At 28.0% G+C, this 15,626-nt stretch carries 14 protein-coding genes, 2 tRNA genes, 1 other RNA gene and 1 pseudogene; 12 read left to right on the top strand and 6 right to left on the bottom strand.

The genetic code is table 11. The annotated features are described in order from the left end of the window. Positions 1 to 154 precede the first annotated feature (154 nt). From Q1J76_RS06840 to Q1J76_RS06820, 5 genes are all read right to left on the bottom strand, one after another. Positions 155 to 835 carry a hypothetical protein gene (locus Q1J76_RS06840; protein ID WP_300368770.1) on the bottom strand — a complete coding sequence of 227 codons (681 nt, stop codon included), beginning with the start codon at positions 833 to 835 and terminating at the stop codon, positions 155 to 157. 77 nt (positions 836 to 912) lie between these two features. After that, positions 913 to 1,296, bottom strand: coding sequence for a hypothetical protein (locus Q1J76_RS06835; protein ID WP_300368767.1), 384 nt, complete (start codon positions 1,294 to 1,296; stop codon positions 913 to 915). A 15-nt stretch (positions 1,297 to 1,311) separates the two neighbouring features. Continuing rightward, positions 1,312 to 1,788, bottom strand: coding sequence for a hypothetical protein (locus Q1J76_RS06830; protein WP_300368764.1), 477 nt, complete (start codon positions 1,786 to 1,788; stop codon positions 1,312 to 1,314). 57 nt (positions 1,789 to 1,845) lie between these two features. Further along, positions 1,846 to 2,007: a TM2 domain-containing protein gene (locus Q1J76_RS06825; protein ID WP_300368761.1), complete on the bottom strand. Its 162-nt coding sequence runs from the start codon at positions 2,005 to 2,007 to the stop codon at positions 1,846 to 1,848. Further along, entirely contained in the window at positions 1,985 to 2,188 is a 204-nt protein-coding gene (locus tag Q1J76_RS06820; RefSeq protein WP_300368758.1) for a zinc ribbon domain-containing protein, read from the bottom strand. The genes Q1J76_RS06825 and Q1J76_RS06820 overlap by 23 nt, the downstream gene beginning before the upstream one ends. A gap of 338 nt (positions 2,189 to 2,526) precedes the next feature. Between Q1J76_RS06820 and Q1J76_RS06815 the strand changes: the two genes are divergently transcribed. The 5 genes from Q1J76_RS06815 to Q1J76_RS06795 all read left to right on the top strand — a co-directional run bounded on the left by Q1J76_RS06815 (position 2,527) and on the right by Q1J76_RS06795 (position 5,443). Beyond that, positions 2,527 to 2,600 (top strand) — tRNA-Arg (locus Q1J76_RS06815). 12 nt (positions 2,601 to 2,612) lie between these two features. Continuing rightward, positions 2,613 to 2,698 (top strand) — tRNA-Ser (locus Q1J76_RS06810). 32 nt (positions 2,699 to 2,730) lie between these two features. Beyond that, an RNA gene (ffs, locus tag Q1J76_RS06805) (signal recognition particle sRNA small type) lies at positions 2,731 to 2,825 on the top strand. Positions 2,826 to 3,171: 346 nt separating this feature from the next. After that, positions 3,172 to 4,452, top strand: coding sequence for a recombinase RecA (gene recA / locus Q1J76_RS06800; protein ID WP_300368755.1), 1,281 nt, complete (start codon positions 3,172 to 3,174; stop codon positions 4,450 to 4,452). 133 nt (positions 4,453 to 4,585) lie between these two features. Then, positions 4,586 to 5,443 carry a toxin A gene (locus Q1J76_RS06795; RefSeq protein WP_300368753.1) on the top strand — a complete coding sequence of 286 codons (858 nt, stop codon included), beginning with the start codon at positions 4,586 to 4,588 and terminating at the stop codon, positions 5,441 to 5,443. Positions 5,444 to 5,445: 2 nt separating this feature from the next. Here Q1J76_RS06795 and Q1J76_RS06790 read toward each other — a convergent pair whose 3' ends face one another. Next, positions 5,446 to 6,162 carry a gamma-glutamyl-gamma-aminobutyrate hydrolase family protein gene (locus tag Q1J76_RS06790; protein WP_300368750.1) on the bottom strand — a complete coding sequence of 239 codons (717 nt, stop codon included), beginning with the start codon at positions 6,160 to 6,162 and terminating at the stop codon, positions 5,446 to 5,448. Positions 6,163 to 6,345: 183 nt separating this feature from the next. Between Q1J76_RS06790 and Q1J76_RS06785 the strand changes: the two genes are divergently transcribed. The 7 genes and pseudogenes from Q1J76_RS06785 to Q1J76_RS06755 form a co-directional block, all read left to right on the top strand. Next, positions 6,346 to 6,909 (top strand): RNA 2'-phosphotransferase, encoded by a 564-nt coding sequence (locus Q1J76_RS06785; protein ID WP_300368747.1) that lies wholly within the window; start codon positions 6,346 to 6,348, stop codon positions 6,907 to 6,909. An 87-nt stretch (positions 6,910 to 6,996) separates the two neighbouring features. Then, positions 6,997 to 8,601, top strand: coding sequence for a peptide ABC transporter substrate-binding protein (locus Q1J76_RS06780; RefSeq protein ID WP_300368745.1), 1,605 nt, complete (start codon positions 6,997 to 6,999; stop codon positions 8,599 to 8,601). A gap of 369 nt (positions 8,602 to 8,970) precedes the next feature. Next, positions 8,971 to 9,390 (top strand): hypothetical protein, encoded by a 420-nt coding sequence (locus Q1J76_RS06775; protein ID WP_300368742.1) that lies wholly within the window; start codon positions 8,971 to 8,973, stop codon positions 9,388 to 9,390. A 384-nt stretch (positions 9,391 to 9,774) separates the two neighbouring features. After that, positions 9,775 to 11,568: a phosphoenolpyruvate carboxykinase (GTP) gene (locus tag Q1J76_RS06770; RefSeq protein ID WP_300368739.1), complete on the top strand. Its 1,794-nt coding sequence runs from the start codon at positions 9,775 to 9,777 to the stop codon at positions 11,566 to 11,568. Positions 11,569 to 12,393: 825 nt separating this feature from the next. Beyond that, entirely contained in the window at positions 12,394 to 15,066 is a 2,673-nt protein-coding gene (gene mutS, locus Q1J76_RS06765) for a DNA mismatch repair protein MutS (RefSeq protein ID WP_300368734.1), read from the top strand. An 89-nt stretch (positions 15,067 to 15,155) separates the two neighbouring features. Continuing rightward, on the top strand, positions 15,156 to 15,479 hold the full coding sequence (locus Q1J76_RS06760) for a cupin domain-containing protein (protein WP_300368732.1): 324 nt from the start codon (positions 15,156 to 15,158) through the stop codon (positions 15,477 to 15,479). Between the two features lie 61 nt (positions 15,480 to 15,540). Beyond that, positions 15,541 to 15,626, top strand: a pseudogene (locus Q1J76_RS06755) (IS1595 family transposase); the annotation flags it as partial.

The following is a 15,626-nucleotide window of genomic DNA, read 5'->3' as shown; positions in this document are numbered from 1 at the left end:
GTATTATATTAGCTTTTAATGTACTGTGATATAATTCATTAGTATAATAGTAATATTCTATATTTACAGAATCAGCAAAAATGTTTTGAGCTATAAATAAACATAAAAAAATTATTAGTTTTTTCATAATTTTATCCTTTTTATATATAGTTTATTAATAGGTTTCTATGTTATTTATTAATTTTTTTAATTCTTTTGCTAGTATCTCTCTGTTTATTATACTGCTTAAACATCTCTTGTATCCTACTATACATATATTATGTAATTTTGTTACTGTTATATGGCTATTTTCAACTTCTCTTATATTTTGATTTTCTATTTTGTATATTGATTTTATTACATTAAATACATATTTTCCTTCACAAATTAATATTTGAGGTTTTATATTTTTTATTAATATTTTTACATATTGATGAAATTTATTGTAATAGTCAATTCCTGTAATATTTTGAAGATTAGTAAATAGTTTTTTTATATTCTTTTGATTTTCAGTTCCTATATAATATAAATTAGTTTTGAAGGCATTCTTTAATAAATCAATTCTTCCTATACTTTCAAATAATTTTCTATTTTGTATTGCAAATCTATATCCATATTTTATATAATCTATTTCATCTAAAGGTTCAAATCTTTGTGCTCTTTTGTTTGTCCATTTTAAATTACCAGCTCCTGTATTAATTCCTAAAAACATTATTGTAGGATTTATAACTAAAGGGCTAAAGTATATTTGCATACCTGTATATTGTTTATCAATTTCTTTATTCTCTTTACAAATTTCTAGGATTTGTTTATCCATTTCTTTTATTTCATTTTGAATTTTTATTAATTCTTCCATAAAAAATATCTCCTTATAAATTATAGTTTATCAATTTAATACGATTGATTTTTAGTAATTATTTTTTAATTATATTATTAATTCCAATGTAAAGTGCTTCCGCATCTGTCGCATTTAGATGAATGAGTTCTTGTATAAGTACATCCGCATTTTGAACATACTAATCTTTTGTCTTTAGTCACAACTCCGTATCTTCTATATGCTTCTGTAAATATACTCATTATATATCTTGTAATTCTGCTTGATTTGTAGAGTATACTAAATAATTTACTGTCTTGAGATGATGTAATAGATAATATTGATATTATTATAAAGGCAATCGCTATTATAATAATAATTGGTATTGATACAGCATCTTTATTTATTTTATTCATAATTATCATGGAACCTATGCAGAATATTATGAATAATACTATATACATACTCCAAAATATTTTAATTCTTTCTATAAGCTTTTTCATTTATTTTCCTTTTTGCTACTCATTTGTTGCAAAATAATCATTCATTTCCATCAAATTTGTAACATATCTTTTTGTTATTTCATCATCATATTTAAATATTATGATATTTGTACTTTTTGTAATATTATTTGTTGTATCTAATGAATAGCTAGTTATAGTATCATTTTTAATTTCAAAATACATATATGAATCTGCAAATTTAAATAAGGCTGTATCTTTTTTAGGAGATTCTATATATTCTGATAATGCTGCAGAACCTATAAATAATAATCCGTTTGCTATGGCTCCCCATAAATTATTTTCATCTTCCAATGACTGAATGACAAAATTATAATCTGAAAATCCAATCCAAATTTTTTCATTGCCTTCTTCATAACTGTATGCTTTTCCTGATACTTTATCTATCCATTTTTCTGTTCTTTTTTCTGCTGTGTCATAACATGACACTAAAAGACATTGTATTATTAGCATTATAATTAATAATTTTTTCATTTTTATTTCCTTTACTATATACTAATTATATAATCAGGATATATCAATTTTATACTTTTATGATTTTATTTTTCTTCCTTGAGAGTCTTTAAAATTTTTAGTTAAAATCATAATGAGATCTATTATCCACCATATTAAAAATCCGCCTGCAGTTAATATAAATAGTATTGCTGTTATTGGTTTTCCCGCATAAAATCTATGAGCTGCAAATTCGGGCAAAAATATGAATAAAATTAAAAGCGTACTCCATTTTTTTAGCAGGGTACATCATTTGTCTTGCTCCGCAATATCCGCATATTTCATCATGCTTGGTAATTATTTTACCACAGAAACTGCAGTATCTTTCATCTCCTTCTCTTGTTTCTTTAATATTTTGTTCTTGTAATCCATTTGATAACATTGTATGCTCCTTAAATTATTTGTGATTTATTATATAGATATAAATTGATATACCGTTTTATAGATATTATACTTTTAAGAGTGAACATAATATTTTTAATAAATAAAATTATGGATTTTTTATAGTATATATTCTTTGTGTTATTTTTATATAAAATTAGCGATGCGATGCGATGCGATGCGATGCGATGCGATGCGATTTTTGTAATTATTTTAATTAACTTATTCATAAGATTTATTATATACAAATAATTTGATAAGTCAACTTTATTAATATTCATTCAATTAAATTTGCAAAAAAATATTAATTATGTTATAATCTCAAAACTAAAAAATTATGTGCCTGTAGCTCAATTGGATAGAGCATCAGATTGCGGTTCTGAAGGTTGGAAGTTCAAATCTTCTCAGGCACGTTTGATTATTAAGGAAAGATGTCCGAGTTGGTCGAAGGAGCACGATTGGAAGTCGTGTGTGCTTAACCGCACCGTGGGTTCGAATCCCACTCTTTCCGTATATATGTTCTTTTTATTTTTATATCTCTTATAACAGGGTTCTACGGCAGTTGATGATGAATCCGCCAGGTTCGGAAGGAAGCAACGGTAAGTCAACCCAACTGGGTGCTAGTTCTCCTGTTATAAGGGGCTTTTTATTAATTTCCTATATAGATATTCCATTTTTATTAATTTTTTATTTTTTTAATAATAATAGCTTGACAAAATAATGTATTTTTGTACAATAGATTTGTTTCAAAACTATTTAATTTTTAACATTATTAAACAATTTTTAGATGTTGTATAATTAATTATTTTAGTATAAAATGTGGTTCTTTCGATTCTTATTGAAAATACATACAGAAATGTACATTATCTGCTGCATGCTTAAAATCAATAAAAGAGCTGAGATATGAAAAATACTATTATTTATTAATTGGGTTTTGGAATAATTTAGTATATTATTATATTGTTTTTAGGAGAATTTTAAAATATGGCTACTAAAAAGAAAGAAACTGCTGAAGTAAAAAAAGACGGTAAGAATGAAGCTATTGAAGCTATTACTGATCAGATAAATAAAAAATACGGTCAGGGTTCTTTTATGAGACTCGGAAGTAATAAAACTGTTAATGTTGAAGTTATATCTACAGGGGCATTAACTTTAGATCATGCTCTTGGTGTTGGAGGAGTTCCTCGTGGAAGAATCATAGAGATTTACGGACATGAGGCTTCAGGTAAAACTACATTAACTTTGCATATTATAGCTGAGGCTCAAAAGGCTGGAGGTTATGCCGCTTTTATAGATGCTGAACATGCTCTTGATCCTGTATATGCAAGTGCTTTGGGCGTTGATATAGATAATTTATATATTTCTCAGCCGAACAGCGGTGAGGAAGCTCTTGAGATATTAGAGAAAGTTGTTTCTTCTACTGCTTTCGATATAGTTGTTGTGGACTCTGTTGCAGCATTAGTTTCTAAAGCTGAACTTGCAGGAGATATAGGGGATGCTCATATAGCTTTGCAGGCTAGACTTATGAGCCATGCTTTAAGAAAACTTACTGCTATTATAAGCAATACAAATACTGCTGTAATATTCATTAACCAATTAAGACAGAATATTGCTACTACTGGATACGGTGCTGGACCTACTGAAACTACTACAGGTGGTAAGGCTTTGAAATTTTACTCTTCTGTAAGACTTGATATAAGAAGAACTGAATGGATTAAAAAAGGCGATGATACTATAGGGCATAAAGTAAAAATAAAAGTTGTTAAAAATAAATTATCTGCTCCATTTAAAGTTGTTAATTTGGAGATAATATTTGGTAAGGGTATATCATCTGAAGGACTTTTGATAGACTTGGCAATGGAAGCAAAAATCATCACTAGAAGCGGTGCTTGGTTTTATTATAATGGAGAGCAGATTGCACAGGGTAAGGAAAGGGTTAGAGAATTACTTGCATCGGATCCTAAAATGCGTATGGAGCTTGAGATACAGATTAGAGAAACTCTCAATATGGGAGGAGCTGATAAAGTAAGAGAGAAACTTGCTGAATATTTGGAAGAGCAGAAAAATGGAGGCTCTAAAGAAATTTCAAAAAATAATGATGATGAAAATTCTGAAACTACTGCTTCTAAGAAAAAATCTAAAAAGTCTGAAGAAGGTGAGTCAGAAGCTAATCTTTTAGTAAGTGCTGAAGAAGCTTATTCTGATGATGAAACTTATAATGATAATGATTTTGAAGATACTATTGTAACTCCTATAAAAAATTAATTATTTATTTGATTTATAGAATGGGCTTTTTTATTAAAAGCCCTTTTTTATATTTAAATGTTATTTTTATAAACTATATACTTATTTTTATAAAGTGTTATAATATAAGTAATTATAATATTGAATGTTTTAGATGAAGTTAATAAAATTTTTATTTATTTTTACAATTATATATACATTGATGATATTCAAGCCTTTAACAGCACAAACTAATGTTCAGGCGGGTCTTTATATAGGTGTTGATTTGAATGGGCGTTTTAGTCCATATTTAGATGGCGGCGGAAAAATATTATTATTCTATAGATTTATTTCAGATGTTTTTCCAGGATATATTTGGGAAGGCATACAAACTGATCTAGGTATAAGCGATCATATCAGTGCAGAAATGAATAGACTTACATTATTTGTTAATAGTTCAATATCTCAGTATTTTAATATAGATGTGAAAGTTTCTATGCTTAATTATTATCTTTCATATGCCAATAGAGGATTTATCAATTTTGATAGTCCTAGAGATGATTTTGGCACAAATGGTATTAATGCCGCACATAAAACATCTAATTTATCATTTGAAGTTGAAGCTACTCCCACATTTAAAATAAGTTTTTTACGATCCTTATTTGAAGGAAGAGGATTAATTTTGCAGGCTGGAGTTACTTTTAAATATATATATAATATGTATGGTAAATATCATTTAGATTACGATTTACTTTTGATTAGAGATCAAAATGATATATCATATAAATTAGATTCTATGTTTCTTTTTGATTTAATGCCTTTAACTGTTGGAATTAATTATATGCTTGCTTATATGAATAATACAAAGCAGTTATGGCATTCTATAGGGGCTTATGCTCATTTTCAATATGAGTTCTTAAATAGAATATATACTGAAGTAAATTTAAGAATAGGGCAATATATATATCATCCTCAATATTCAGCGTCATTATATTTTGATATGAATGCTATGATTACATATAGAATAATATAAACTTACTGTCTTGATTTACAAACTCCTATAAACATATCAAAAATATTTTGCATCTTTATATTTTTTGCACTCATAAGTTCAGGATGCCATTGAACGCCTAATATAAAAGAATCTTTCTTCTTGTATTCTATAGCCTCAACTATACCATCTTTAGCCGATGCTGTAACTTTGAAATCTTTAGCCAATTTATCTATAGCCTGATGATGAAAACTATTAACTTCTGAATTTTCTCCAAGCATATCATATATTATACTATCTTTTACAACTTGAATTTTATGTGTAGCAACATGCAATTCTGCTGTTTGATCATGAAGTATATTTGTATTTCTTTGAGTTGGTATATCCTGTATTAAAGTCCCTCCGAAATGAACATTAATAACTTGTATTCCTCTACATATTCCAAATATGGGTTTATTCATTTCAACAGCATATTTTATAATTTTAAAATCGAATTCATCTCTCTCTGCCGAAATAGTTCCGATTTTTCCCATAGGCTCTTCATTGAATCTGAAAGGGTGCACATCTACTCCACCTGTCATTATGATTCCATCAATATTTTCTATCATTCCCTTTATAATTTTTTCATCTTCCACTATCGGCATTATGAATGGTATTCCGTCTGCCCTGCTTACAGAATCTATATAAGATTTATTAACAAATGATTTAGGACTTGACACATCTTTATATAATATGTTTCCAGATAAACCTATAACAGCCATAAATATATCCTTTTATTAATCTTAAAATATTTTCTATATTACAAGTAAAATAATTTTTTTACAAGAGATAGGGGCGGGTAGGTGGGGGCAATAAAGTTTCATTAAATAATAACATTAAGATAAGATAGTTGACATAATTAATAAATAGTTTATTTTTTTATAATTAATTTTAAAGGTATTAATATGAAAGATGATAAGCTTACTAAAGAAGAAGTAAAATTAAGTAAATTCATTAGTTTGGTATTGAGGCATAAACCTGAATATATAAATTTAGAATTATCTAATGACGGCTGGGCTAATGTTTATGAATTAATTGAAAAAATAAAATCAAAAGGAAAAAATATTGATGAATATATTCTTGAAAGGATAGTATTATATAATGATAAAAATAGATTTAATTTTAATGAAAATCATACTCTTATAAGAGCGAATCAGGGACATAGTATAAATGTAGATTTGCAATTTGAAGAAAAAGAGCCTCCTGAAATACTTTTTCATGGTACTTCAATAAATAATATAAACAGTATAAAAAATAAAGGCATTAAAAAAATGAACAGACTTCATGTGCATTTATCATTAACAGAAGATATAGCCAAAAAAGTAGGGGAGCGTCATGGTAAGCCTGCTATAGTAAAAATAAATGCCAAGCAAATATATGAAGATGGTATTAAATTTTATTTGTCTGAAAATAAAGTTTGGTTATGCGATTATGTTGATGCTGAATATATTTTTGATATTATACTATAAATCAACATAATATAGTTGACATAATTATATATTTGTTTATTATTTTTCTATTAAATAAATTAAGTATAAATAAAGAGAATATATATTATGAAAAAGAAAATTTTTATAATAGTTTTATTAATAAATATATTTTTATTATCATGTTCAAATAATAAAACTTCTAATGACGGCATAGTAGTATCAGTTGGAGGAATGCCAAGCAGTTTAGACCCTGCATTTTCTAAAGGGATAAACACTGCAGTTTATATAACACATACTTTTGAAACTCTTACTCAAAGAGATGAAGACGGTACTATAATTCCTGCACTTGCTGAAAGCTGGGAGTCTATGAGTAATAATACTGTTTATATCTTTCATTTAAGAGAAAATGCAAAATGGGCTGATGGAAAGGAAGTAACTGCGAATGATTTTGTATATACTTTAAGAAGATTGATAGACCCTCAAGTTGCTTCTCCTTTTTCTTTGGGCTTTGATATAATAAAGAATGCACAAAGTATAATGAAAGGTGAAAAAAGTTTAGAAGAGCTTGGAGTTTATGCTTTAGATGATTATACTTTAAAAATAGAACTTGATATACCGCTTCCATATTTTGAAGAGGCTATGGCAAGTGATATTGCTTCACCTGTAAGGCAAGATATTATAAACACTTATGGAGAAGATTGGGCTTTAACTAAAGAGCATTATATCGGAAATGGTCCTTATATAATTACTGAATATGATGAGGCTGTAAAAATAGTAATGGAGAAAAATCCTTATTATTGGGATAAAGATAATGTAAAGGCTCAAAAAATAACTTTTGAATTTTTGGAAGATGTTAATACTGCTGTAGCTGCAATTTATGGTGATAGTATATTATTTTATCCTGAAGCACCTGAAAATGAGAGAGCTTCTTTGATAGAGCAGGGCATAGGTAGAGAAGTTGCCATAACATCTATAGCATATTATATGGTTAACTTAAAAAGAAAGCCTTTTAATAATCCATTGGTAAGAAAGGCATTAGCTCTTGGAATAGACAGAAATTATATAGTAAGCAATGTTTTAGGTGGAGGTAGAGTTTCTGCTAATGGTTTTGTACCCATCAATGTAAAAATAGGAACTAATAATTTTAGGGATAATGCTCCTGAATATTTTTCTCTAAAAGAAAGCGATTATAATAAAAATCTTGAAGAGGCTAAAAAACTTCTTTCTGATGCTGGATATGCTGATATAAAAAAATTTCCTATCATAGAATTAATTACAACTACAAATCCTTCATCACTCTTTGTTGCTGAAGCTATTCAAAACATGTATAAAAACAATTTGGGTATAGATTTAAAATTAAGATATGAAGAGTCATCAACATATTTGCAGTCAATAAAAGACGGAAGTTTTCAAATGATAAAAGCGGGAACTAGTGTTGCTTATAATCAGGCTGCTGGTTATTTAAGACTTTTTCAGCTTGAAGGTTTGGGAAATGATGGCGGATATACTAATGCTGTTTATGATTATTTAGTTGATATTGCTATGACTAATGCCAATGAAGATATAAGGATAAAGGCTGCTTATGATGCCGAGCGTATACTTATAGAAGAAGACATGGCTATTATACCTATATACTATGATAAAGCTACTGTTATGCAGAGCAAAAAACTTCATGGTGTTAAATATGATATTTTTTCTATATATGATTTTAGAAATGCTTATATAAAATAATAAAGTTATATTTGCATTAATAAAAAAATATATAATAGTTATTGACATTTAAATTATTTAACATATAATTTAGCTCATTATGGGAATGATATTAATAAGCAAATTTAGAGACAGTCTACAGTCTACAGTCTACAGTCTACAGTCTACAGTCTACAGTCTACAGTCTACAGTCTACAGCAAAATAATTTAATAAAAGAATATTCTAATTTACAAAAAAATTCTTTTAATGAAAATTTCACAATTTTAATATTACATAAATCAATATTTCTTTTTGTATTGCATTCACAATTACCAGTCATTGAAATAATTAATTATAGCTCGAGATATAATTTTTTATTAATAAATTTCAAAATAACAGGAGTAAAACAAATGAAAAAAATTCTACAGATTGTTTTAGTTTTAACAACTTTAGCTCTATTTTCAACTGCTTGTTCAAAAGTAAGAACAACAAATTTAATAGGTACATACAAAAATGGAACATCAACTATGTCAGTTAATTCAGAAGGATTAGTAAACTTTAGAATACCTGAAGATGCTACAGGAGTTATCAAATCATTTAGTAAACTAAGAAGTACAACTTTAATACCTTGGGATTTAACATCTGAAAAACCATCTTATGATTATAGTTTTGAAGATGAAATATATGAATATTCAGGAGGAGCCAATACAGTTTATAAAGTTAGTTTAAAATTTAATTTCACAAAAGATAAAGAAACTGTTACTTGTAAAGCAAGTATTACTGTACCTGAAGGCAAAGGTGAAAGCGGAACAGTAACTTTCAGTAAATAATAAAACTTTAATCATATTTTTTCTGTGTAGAGGGGTGTTACTGCCCCTTTTACACTTGATTATATTCATTTTTTAATTTAGAACGCACTTCTTTATTAACACTTTTTAATACTTTATCATAATACTTTATTAAATTAAAATAGTAAATTTGCATAACGTCAACATAAAAATAAAAAATAAGTATTATACTATAATTATAAGAGATTCTGAATATCATTTTTTTAGTTCATAATATACATATATAAAATTAAATTTTTATTTTTTACTAAAAAAATATTTAACCTGTATTTATTTTTAAATTTGAATAAATTTACAAAAATTATTTACTAAAAAGATATTTTATTGTATAATGAAAGCAACAAATTTTAATAAGGAGTAATATTCATGAAGGTTGAAGAATTAAAACATGAGAAGCTTAAAGCTTGGATTAAAGAAGTAGCAGATATGTGTCAGCCAAAAGATATATATGTATGTGATGGAACTAAAGAAGAATATGACAGCTGCATGAATGGTTTAGTAGAATTAGGTTTAGCAAAACCTCTTAAGAAAAGACCTCACAGTCATTCTTTCAAAAGTGATCCTTCAGATGTAGCACGTGTTGAAGATAGAACATATATTAGTTACCCTGATAAAGAGGATGCAGGTCCTACTAACAATTGGGAAGATCCTGAAAAATTAAAAGGCACTATGAAAGAATTATACAAAGGCAGTATGAAAAACAGAACTATGTATGTAATTCCTTTTTCTATGGGTCCTGTTGGTTCTCCTATAGCTAAAATCGGTGTAGAAATTACTGACAGCCCTTATGTTGTATGTAACATGCATATAATGACTAGAGTAGGTACTAAAGTATTAGATGTATTAGGTGCCAATGGTGAGTTCATACCTTGCTTACACTCTGTAGGTGCACCTCTTGCTGACGGACAAAAAGATACTAAATGGCCTTGTGCTCCAATAGAGAAAAAATATATTTCTCATTTCCCTAATGAAAATTTAATTTGGTCTTATGGTTCAGGTTACGGCGGAAACGCTTTACTTGGTAAAAAATGTTTTGCTCTTCGTATTGCTTCTGCTATGGCTAGAAGAGAAGGCTGGATGGCAGAACATATGCTTATCTTACGCTTAACTAATCCAGAAGGCAAACAATTCCATATAGCTGCTGCATTCCCAAGTGCTTGCGGTAAAACTAACCTTGCTATGTTACAGCCAACAATTCCTGGTTGGAAATGTGAAACTGTAGGTGATGATATTTCTTGGATGAAAATAAACCCTGAAGATGGAAGACTTTATGCTATTAACCCAGAAGCTGGTTTCTTTGGTGTAGCTCCTGGTACTTCTTATGATTCTAATCCTATGGCTATGGACTCAATCAAAGAAAACACTATATTCACTAACTGTGTAGAAACAGATGACGGTGATGTATGGTGGGAAGGTATGGGAGAAGCTCCTAAACATGGTATAGACTGGAAAGGTAATGACTGGACTCCTGAAAGTGGTGAAAAAGGTGCTCATCCTAATGCAAGATTTACAGCTCCTGCTAGACAGTGTCCTGTAATTTGTAAAGATTGGGAAGATCCTAAAGGTGTGCCAATCGATATATTCATCTTCGGAGGAAGAAGGGCTTCTGTTATGCCATTAGTACATGAATCTTATAACTGGGATCATGGTGTATTTATGGGTGCTAGTCAGGCTAGTGAAACTACTGCTGCTAATATCGGTTCTGTTGGTGCTTTAAGATTCGATCCATTTGCTATGCTTCCTTTTGCTGGATACAATATGGGCGATTATATGAAGCATTGGCTTGAGATGGGAGATAAATTAGGCGATAAAGCTCCTAAAATCTTCTATGTAAACTGGTTCAGAAAAGATGCTGACGGTAAATGGTTATGGCCTGGATTCGGTGATAACTCAAGAGTATTAAAATGGATGTGTGAGAGAGTTGAAGGTAAAATTGATGCTCTTGAAACTCCTATCGGTAAAATGCCTAAAGAGGGCGATTTAGACCTTAAAGGTTTAGATATACCTGAAGCTGATTTCAAAGAACTTATGAGAGTTGATGTTGAAGCTTGGAAAGAACAGGCTAATCAAATAGAAGCTCATTTCAATAAGTTCGGTGCTAGACTTCCAGAAAGAGTTAAAAAACAATTAGAAGAATTAAGATCTAGATTAAGCAAATAATTTTAGTGATTAGTTTTTCATAAAAATATAAGCTAATAGTTTAATTAATATTAAGCTATTAGCTTTATTATTATTTAGTCATCTATTTATCTTTTTTGCTGCTATTTTCTATAGAAGTAAAACCTGAACATAAGGTAAAGCAACCCTGTCTATAGCATTGACCAAATTAATGAGATTACTATCATTTTAATATAAGTTACAGTACCCAAAAGACAATGCTAATGGATTACTAATCTGTAATTATCTCCTGAAGCTACATTAAAAAACGAATTTCTTTTTAGCTTGTCCATTACCATAGAAGAAATATCCAAATTAAAAATATAGGTATTATATAAATATTCATGATCAGACATCATTAACACAACATATTCATTTTCTGTATATAAAGATATAAAAGAGGGAGTTCCAATACTTTATCCTAATCATCTGCATTTATATTGTTTATATATTTTTCCCTATCAGAAAATAACTTCAAATATTCATTAAATTTTGAGATTGTAAAACTTTATAATGCTTATTTTTGTTAAGATTTTTTATACTGTAATTTTTAATATTCAATCTAACAGCAGAGTTTATTTTTATATAATTAATTTTTATACATCTTGATACTATATTGAAAATATAAAATGCTAAAACTGTAATATAAAGTTAAATAAATAGATAATAATAAAATTGTTAGATTTTAAATAATTTGTAACAGCTCTTATCCTAGTTCTTTTGAGTTACAAATGATATTATAGATTTTATAAAAGCAATAAAATTCAAATTTGATTAAAGAACAAAAATATATTATACTAATCAGAAAAATTATAAACGGATAACTATATGCAGGAAACATTTTTCGGAAGTGAAACAAAAGAAGAAAATCAAAAACTCACTCCTATGATGAGACAGTACAAAGAAATTAAAGATAAATATAATGACAGTATACTTCTTTTTAGAATGGGGGATTTTTATGAAGTATTCTTTGATGATGCAAAAATAGTGTCCGATATATTGGGGCTTACACTTACAAAAAGAGCTAATGTGCCTATGGCTGGAGTTCCTTATCATGCTATAGATAATTATTTATCAAGACTAGTCAAATCAGGAATGAAGATTGCTATATGCGATCAAATGGAAGATCCAAAACTTGCAAAAGGTATAGTAAAAAGAGAAGTTACTCAGGTTATAACACCTGGTACTATTTCAGAAAATAAATATTTAGAATCAAAAAGCAATAATTATTTAGCTTCTATAATAGTGTCAAAAAGCGAAAAAAATGCTGCTATATCTATATGCGATATTTCTACTGGAGAGCTTTATGCCACAGAAATAAATTCAAATTTAGAAAATCAAAATGAAGCTGTAAAAGAAATTATTAATGAAGTTACAGAAGAAATTATCAGATTCTCTCCAAAAGAAATTATGACTATAGAATCGGTTTCTGAAAGCATTATAATAAAAGAGATAAGAAATAAATTTAATAATATATTCTATAGTACAACAGCTAATTATACAGCAGAATACTCTTATGCATATAAAACATTAACAAATCATTTCAAAACAGTATCATTAAAAAGTTTTGGAATAGAAGAAAAGTCTCTTTTAATATCATTATTAGGTTCAACTATATTTTATATACAGGAGCTTTCGAAAACTTCTCTTGAGCATATTTCAAATATTAAACTATATAATAGAAAAGATTCAATGACTTTGGATTATGCCACAATAGCGAGTTTGGAAATTTTAGAAACTATAAGAAATGATAATAATAAAATGACATTATTTGACACCATAGACAGAACAAAAACTTCTATGGGGGCTAGATATTTAAAAAGAATAATAGTAGAGCCATTATTAAATATAGATGAAATAAATAAAAGACTTAATAATGTAGAGTTTTTCTATAAAAATCAAAAGTTTATGTATAAAATAAGGGATTTACTTCAGGATATTGGAGATATAGAAAGACTGGCATCAAAATTGGCACTTGGAAGAATTAATCCAAAAGAATTAGTATCATTAAAGAGATTTTTAATGTTATCTATAGAAGTCATTACTGAACTTGCTATGAATAATGTTGATGATGTAAACTTTGAAGAAGTTAATGATATAAAAATAATTACTGATTTGATAGAACGTGCTATATTAGAGGATCCAAAAATCGTTATAAATGAAGGCGATATTATAAAAGATGATTATGATGAAACATTAAAAAAGTATAATGAAGCTAGGAGAGAGGGGCGTTCTTGGATAGAGGAACTTGAGCATAATTATAAATTGGATACTGGAATAAATAATTTAAAGATAAGGTATAATAATGTCATAGGTTATTATGTAGAAGTAACAAAATCAAATGTATCATCTGTTCCAAATGATTTTATCAAAAGACAAACATTAATAGGAAGTGAGAGATATACTACAAGCAAATTAATGGAATATGAAACTATTATTAATGAGGCTAATGAAAAAAGTTATGCATTAGAATATAATATATTTATTGAAGTAAGAAATAAAACCAATGAATATTTAAACTCAATATTAAAAACTGCCAAAATAATTTCTATAATAGATGTTTATTCTTCATTGGCATGCTTGGCTAAAGAGGATAATTACATAAGACCAATAATAACAGATGATGGCATAATAGATATAAAAGAGGGTAGACATCCTGTTGTAGAAGTTAATTTAAAAACAGAAAGCTTCATTCCAAATGATACTTATTTAGATAACAGTAATGAACATCTTCTTATAATAACAGGTCCTAATATGAGCGGAAAAAGTACATATTTGAGGCAGACTGCCCTAATAGTTTTACTTGCTCAAATAGGTTCATTCGTTCCTGCTTCAAGTGCTAAAATATCTGTAGTTGATAGAATTTTTACTAGAGTAGGGGCAAGCGATAATATAGCAAGAGGAGAAAGTACTTTTTTAGTAGAGATGAATGAAACAGCATATATCCTCAATCATTGTACAGATAAAAGTCTTGTTATAATGGATGAAATAGGAAGGGGGACTTCTACTTATGATGGACTTTCCATTGCTTGGGCTATAGTAGAATATTTAGTTAATGAAGAAAAGAAGAAGGCTAAAACTCTTTTTGCTACTCACTATCATGAACTTACTATGCTTGAGGATTTACAAGGTGTTAAAAATTATAAGGTATTAGTCGAAGAATATAAAGATGAAATAATATTTATGAAGAAGGTTACTGAGGGAGCAGCTGAATCTAGTTATGGTATATATGCCGCCAAAATAGCAGGAGCTCCAAATAAAGTGATAAAAAGAGCTTCTGAAATATTAAAAAAATTAGAGTCTGATGCTGGTATTCAAGTAGAAAATATAGAATTGAATACGCAGAAATCAAGAGATATACTTCCATTTTATGAAAAGAAAAATGAATCTATAGAAATCAAAGAAAGTGAGATAGAAAAAGAAATTAAAGAATTGAATATAAATAATATTACTCCTCTTGATGCTATTAATTTAATTAATAAATGGAAAAATACTATATAAATACATAGTCTTAATTTAATTGATTTTTTGTATAAATTCAATTTTAAGATGCTGCAAGCCGAAATTATATTATAATAATGAGGTGTATCATGACTGAACAATACTATTACAAATCAACAACTGAAAGAGAATTTGACTGTGTGAAAGATGATGAAAGATTAATAGAAACTTTATCAGATAAAGGCTACACAGTGTATGCTATTGCACAAAAATCTAATCAGCTTATACCATATCATGAACATCCTTCTGAAGAGATGGTAATAGTATTAAGCGGTAAAGTAAGATATATTGTAGAAGAAGAAATTGTTGACTTAGAAGAAGGAGATATTATAAGAGTAAGACCTCATTCTGTGCATTCTATGATAGGTATTGCTGAACAAGGTGTATCAAATTTACTTTTGGTATTTATTTAATTAATGATATATATTTAATATGGGGCTGTCCTAGATAACTTAAATTTGTTATAATTTAGTTATGAAACGAAGTAAATTAAGCCGAGAAAAACAATTAAAGTTAATAGAACATTTTATTGCAGGAACTACAGCCCGAACAGCTTCTGT

Source organism: Brachyspira sp., from assembly GCF_029258575.1.
Classification (GTDB): Bacteria; Spirochaetota; Brachyspiria; order Brachyspirales; family Brachyspiraceae; genus Brachyspira.
Note: the sequence above shows the minus strand (reverse complement) of the source record. Positions and strands in the feature narration are given on the sequence as shown.

Excerpts from the sequence above, each read along its gene's own strand:
- Q1J76_RS06840 (WP_300368770.1), bottom strand. The coding sequence starts at position 835 with ATGGAAGAATTAATAAAAATTCAAAATGAAATAAAAGAAATGGATAAA.
- Q1J76_RS06835 (WP_300368767.1), bottom strand. The coding sequence starts at position 1,296 with ATGAAAAAGCTTATAGAAAGAATTAAAATATTTTGGAGTATGTATATA.
- Q1J76_RS06830 (WP_300368764.1), bottom strand. The coding sequence starts at position 1,788 with ATGAAAAAATTATTAATTATAATGCTAATAATACAATGTCTTTTAGTG.
- Q1J76_RS06820 (WP_300368758.1), bottom strand. The coding sequence starts at position 2,188 with ATGTTATCAAATGGATTACAAGAACAAAATATTAAAGAAACAAGAGAA.
- recA (WP_300368755.1), top strand. The coding sequence starts at position 3,172 with ATGGCTACTAAAAAGAAAGAAACTGCTGAAGTAAAAAAAGACGGTAAG.
- Q1J76_RS06795 (WP_300368753.1), top strand. The coding sequence starts at position 4,586 with ATGAAGTTAATAAAATTTTTATTTATTTTTACAATTATATATACATTG.
- Q1J76_RS06790 (WP_300368750.1), bottom strand. The coding sequence starts at position 6,162 with ATGGCTGTTATAGGTTTATCTGGAAACATATTATATAAAGATGTGTCA.
- Q1J76_RS06785 (WP_300368747.1), top strand. The coding sequence starts at position 6,346 with ATGAAAGATGATAAGCTTACTAAAGAAGAAGTAAAATTAAGTAAATTC.
- Q1J76_RS06780 (WP_300368745.1), top strand. The coding sequence starts at position 6,997 with ATGAAAAAGAAAATTTTTATAATAGTTTTATTAATAAATATATTTTTA.
- Q1J76_RS06775 (WP_300368742.1), top strand. The coding sequence starts at position 8,971 with ATGAAAAAAATTCTACAGATTGTTTTAGTTTTAACAACTTTAGCTCTA.
- Q1J76_RS06770 (WP_300368739.1), top strand. The coding sequence starts at position 9,775 with ATGAAGGTTGAAGAATTAAAACATGAGAAGCTTAAAGCTTGGATTAAA.
- mutS (WP_300368734.1), top strand. The coding sequence starts at position 12,394 with ATGCAGGAAACATTTTTCGGAAGTGAAACAAAAGAAGAAAATCAAAAA.
- Q1J76_RS06760 (WP_300368732.1), top strand. The coding sequence starts at position 15,156 with ATGACTGAACAATACTATTACAAATCAACAACTGAAAGAGAATTTGAC.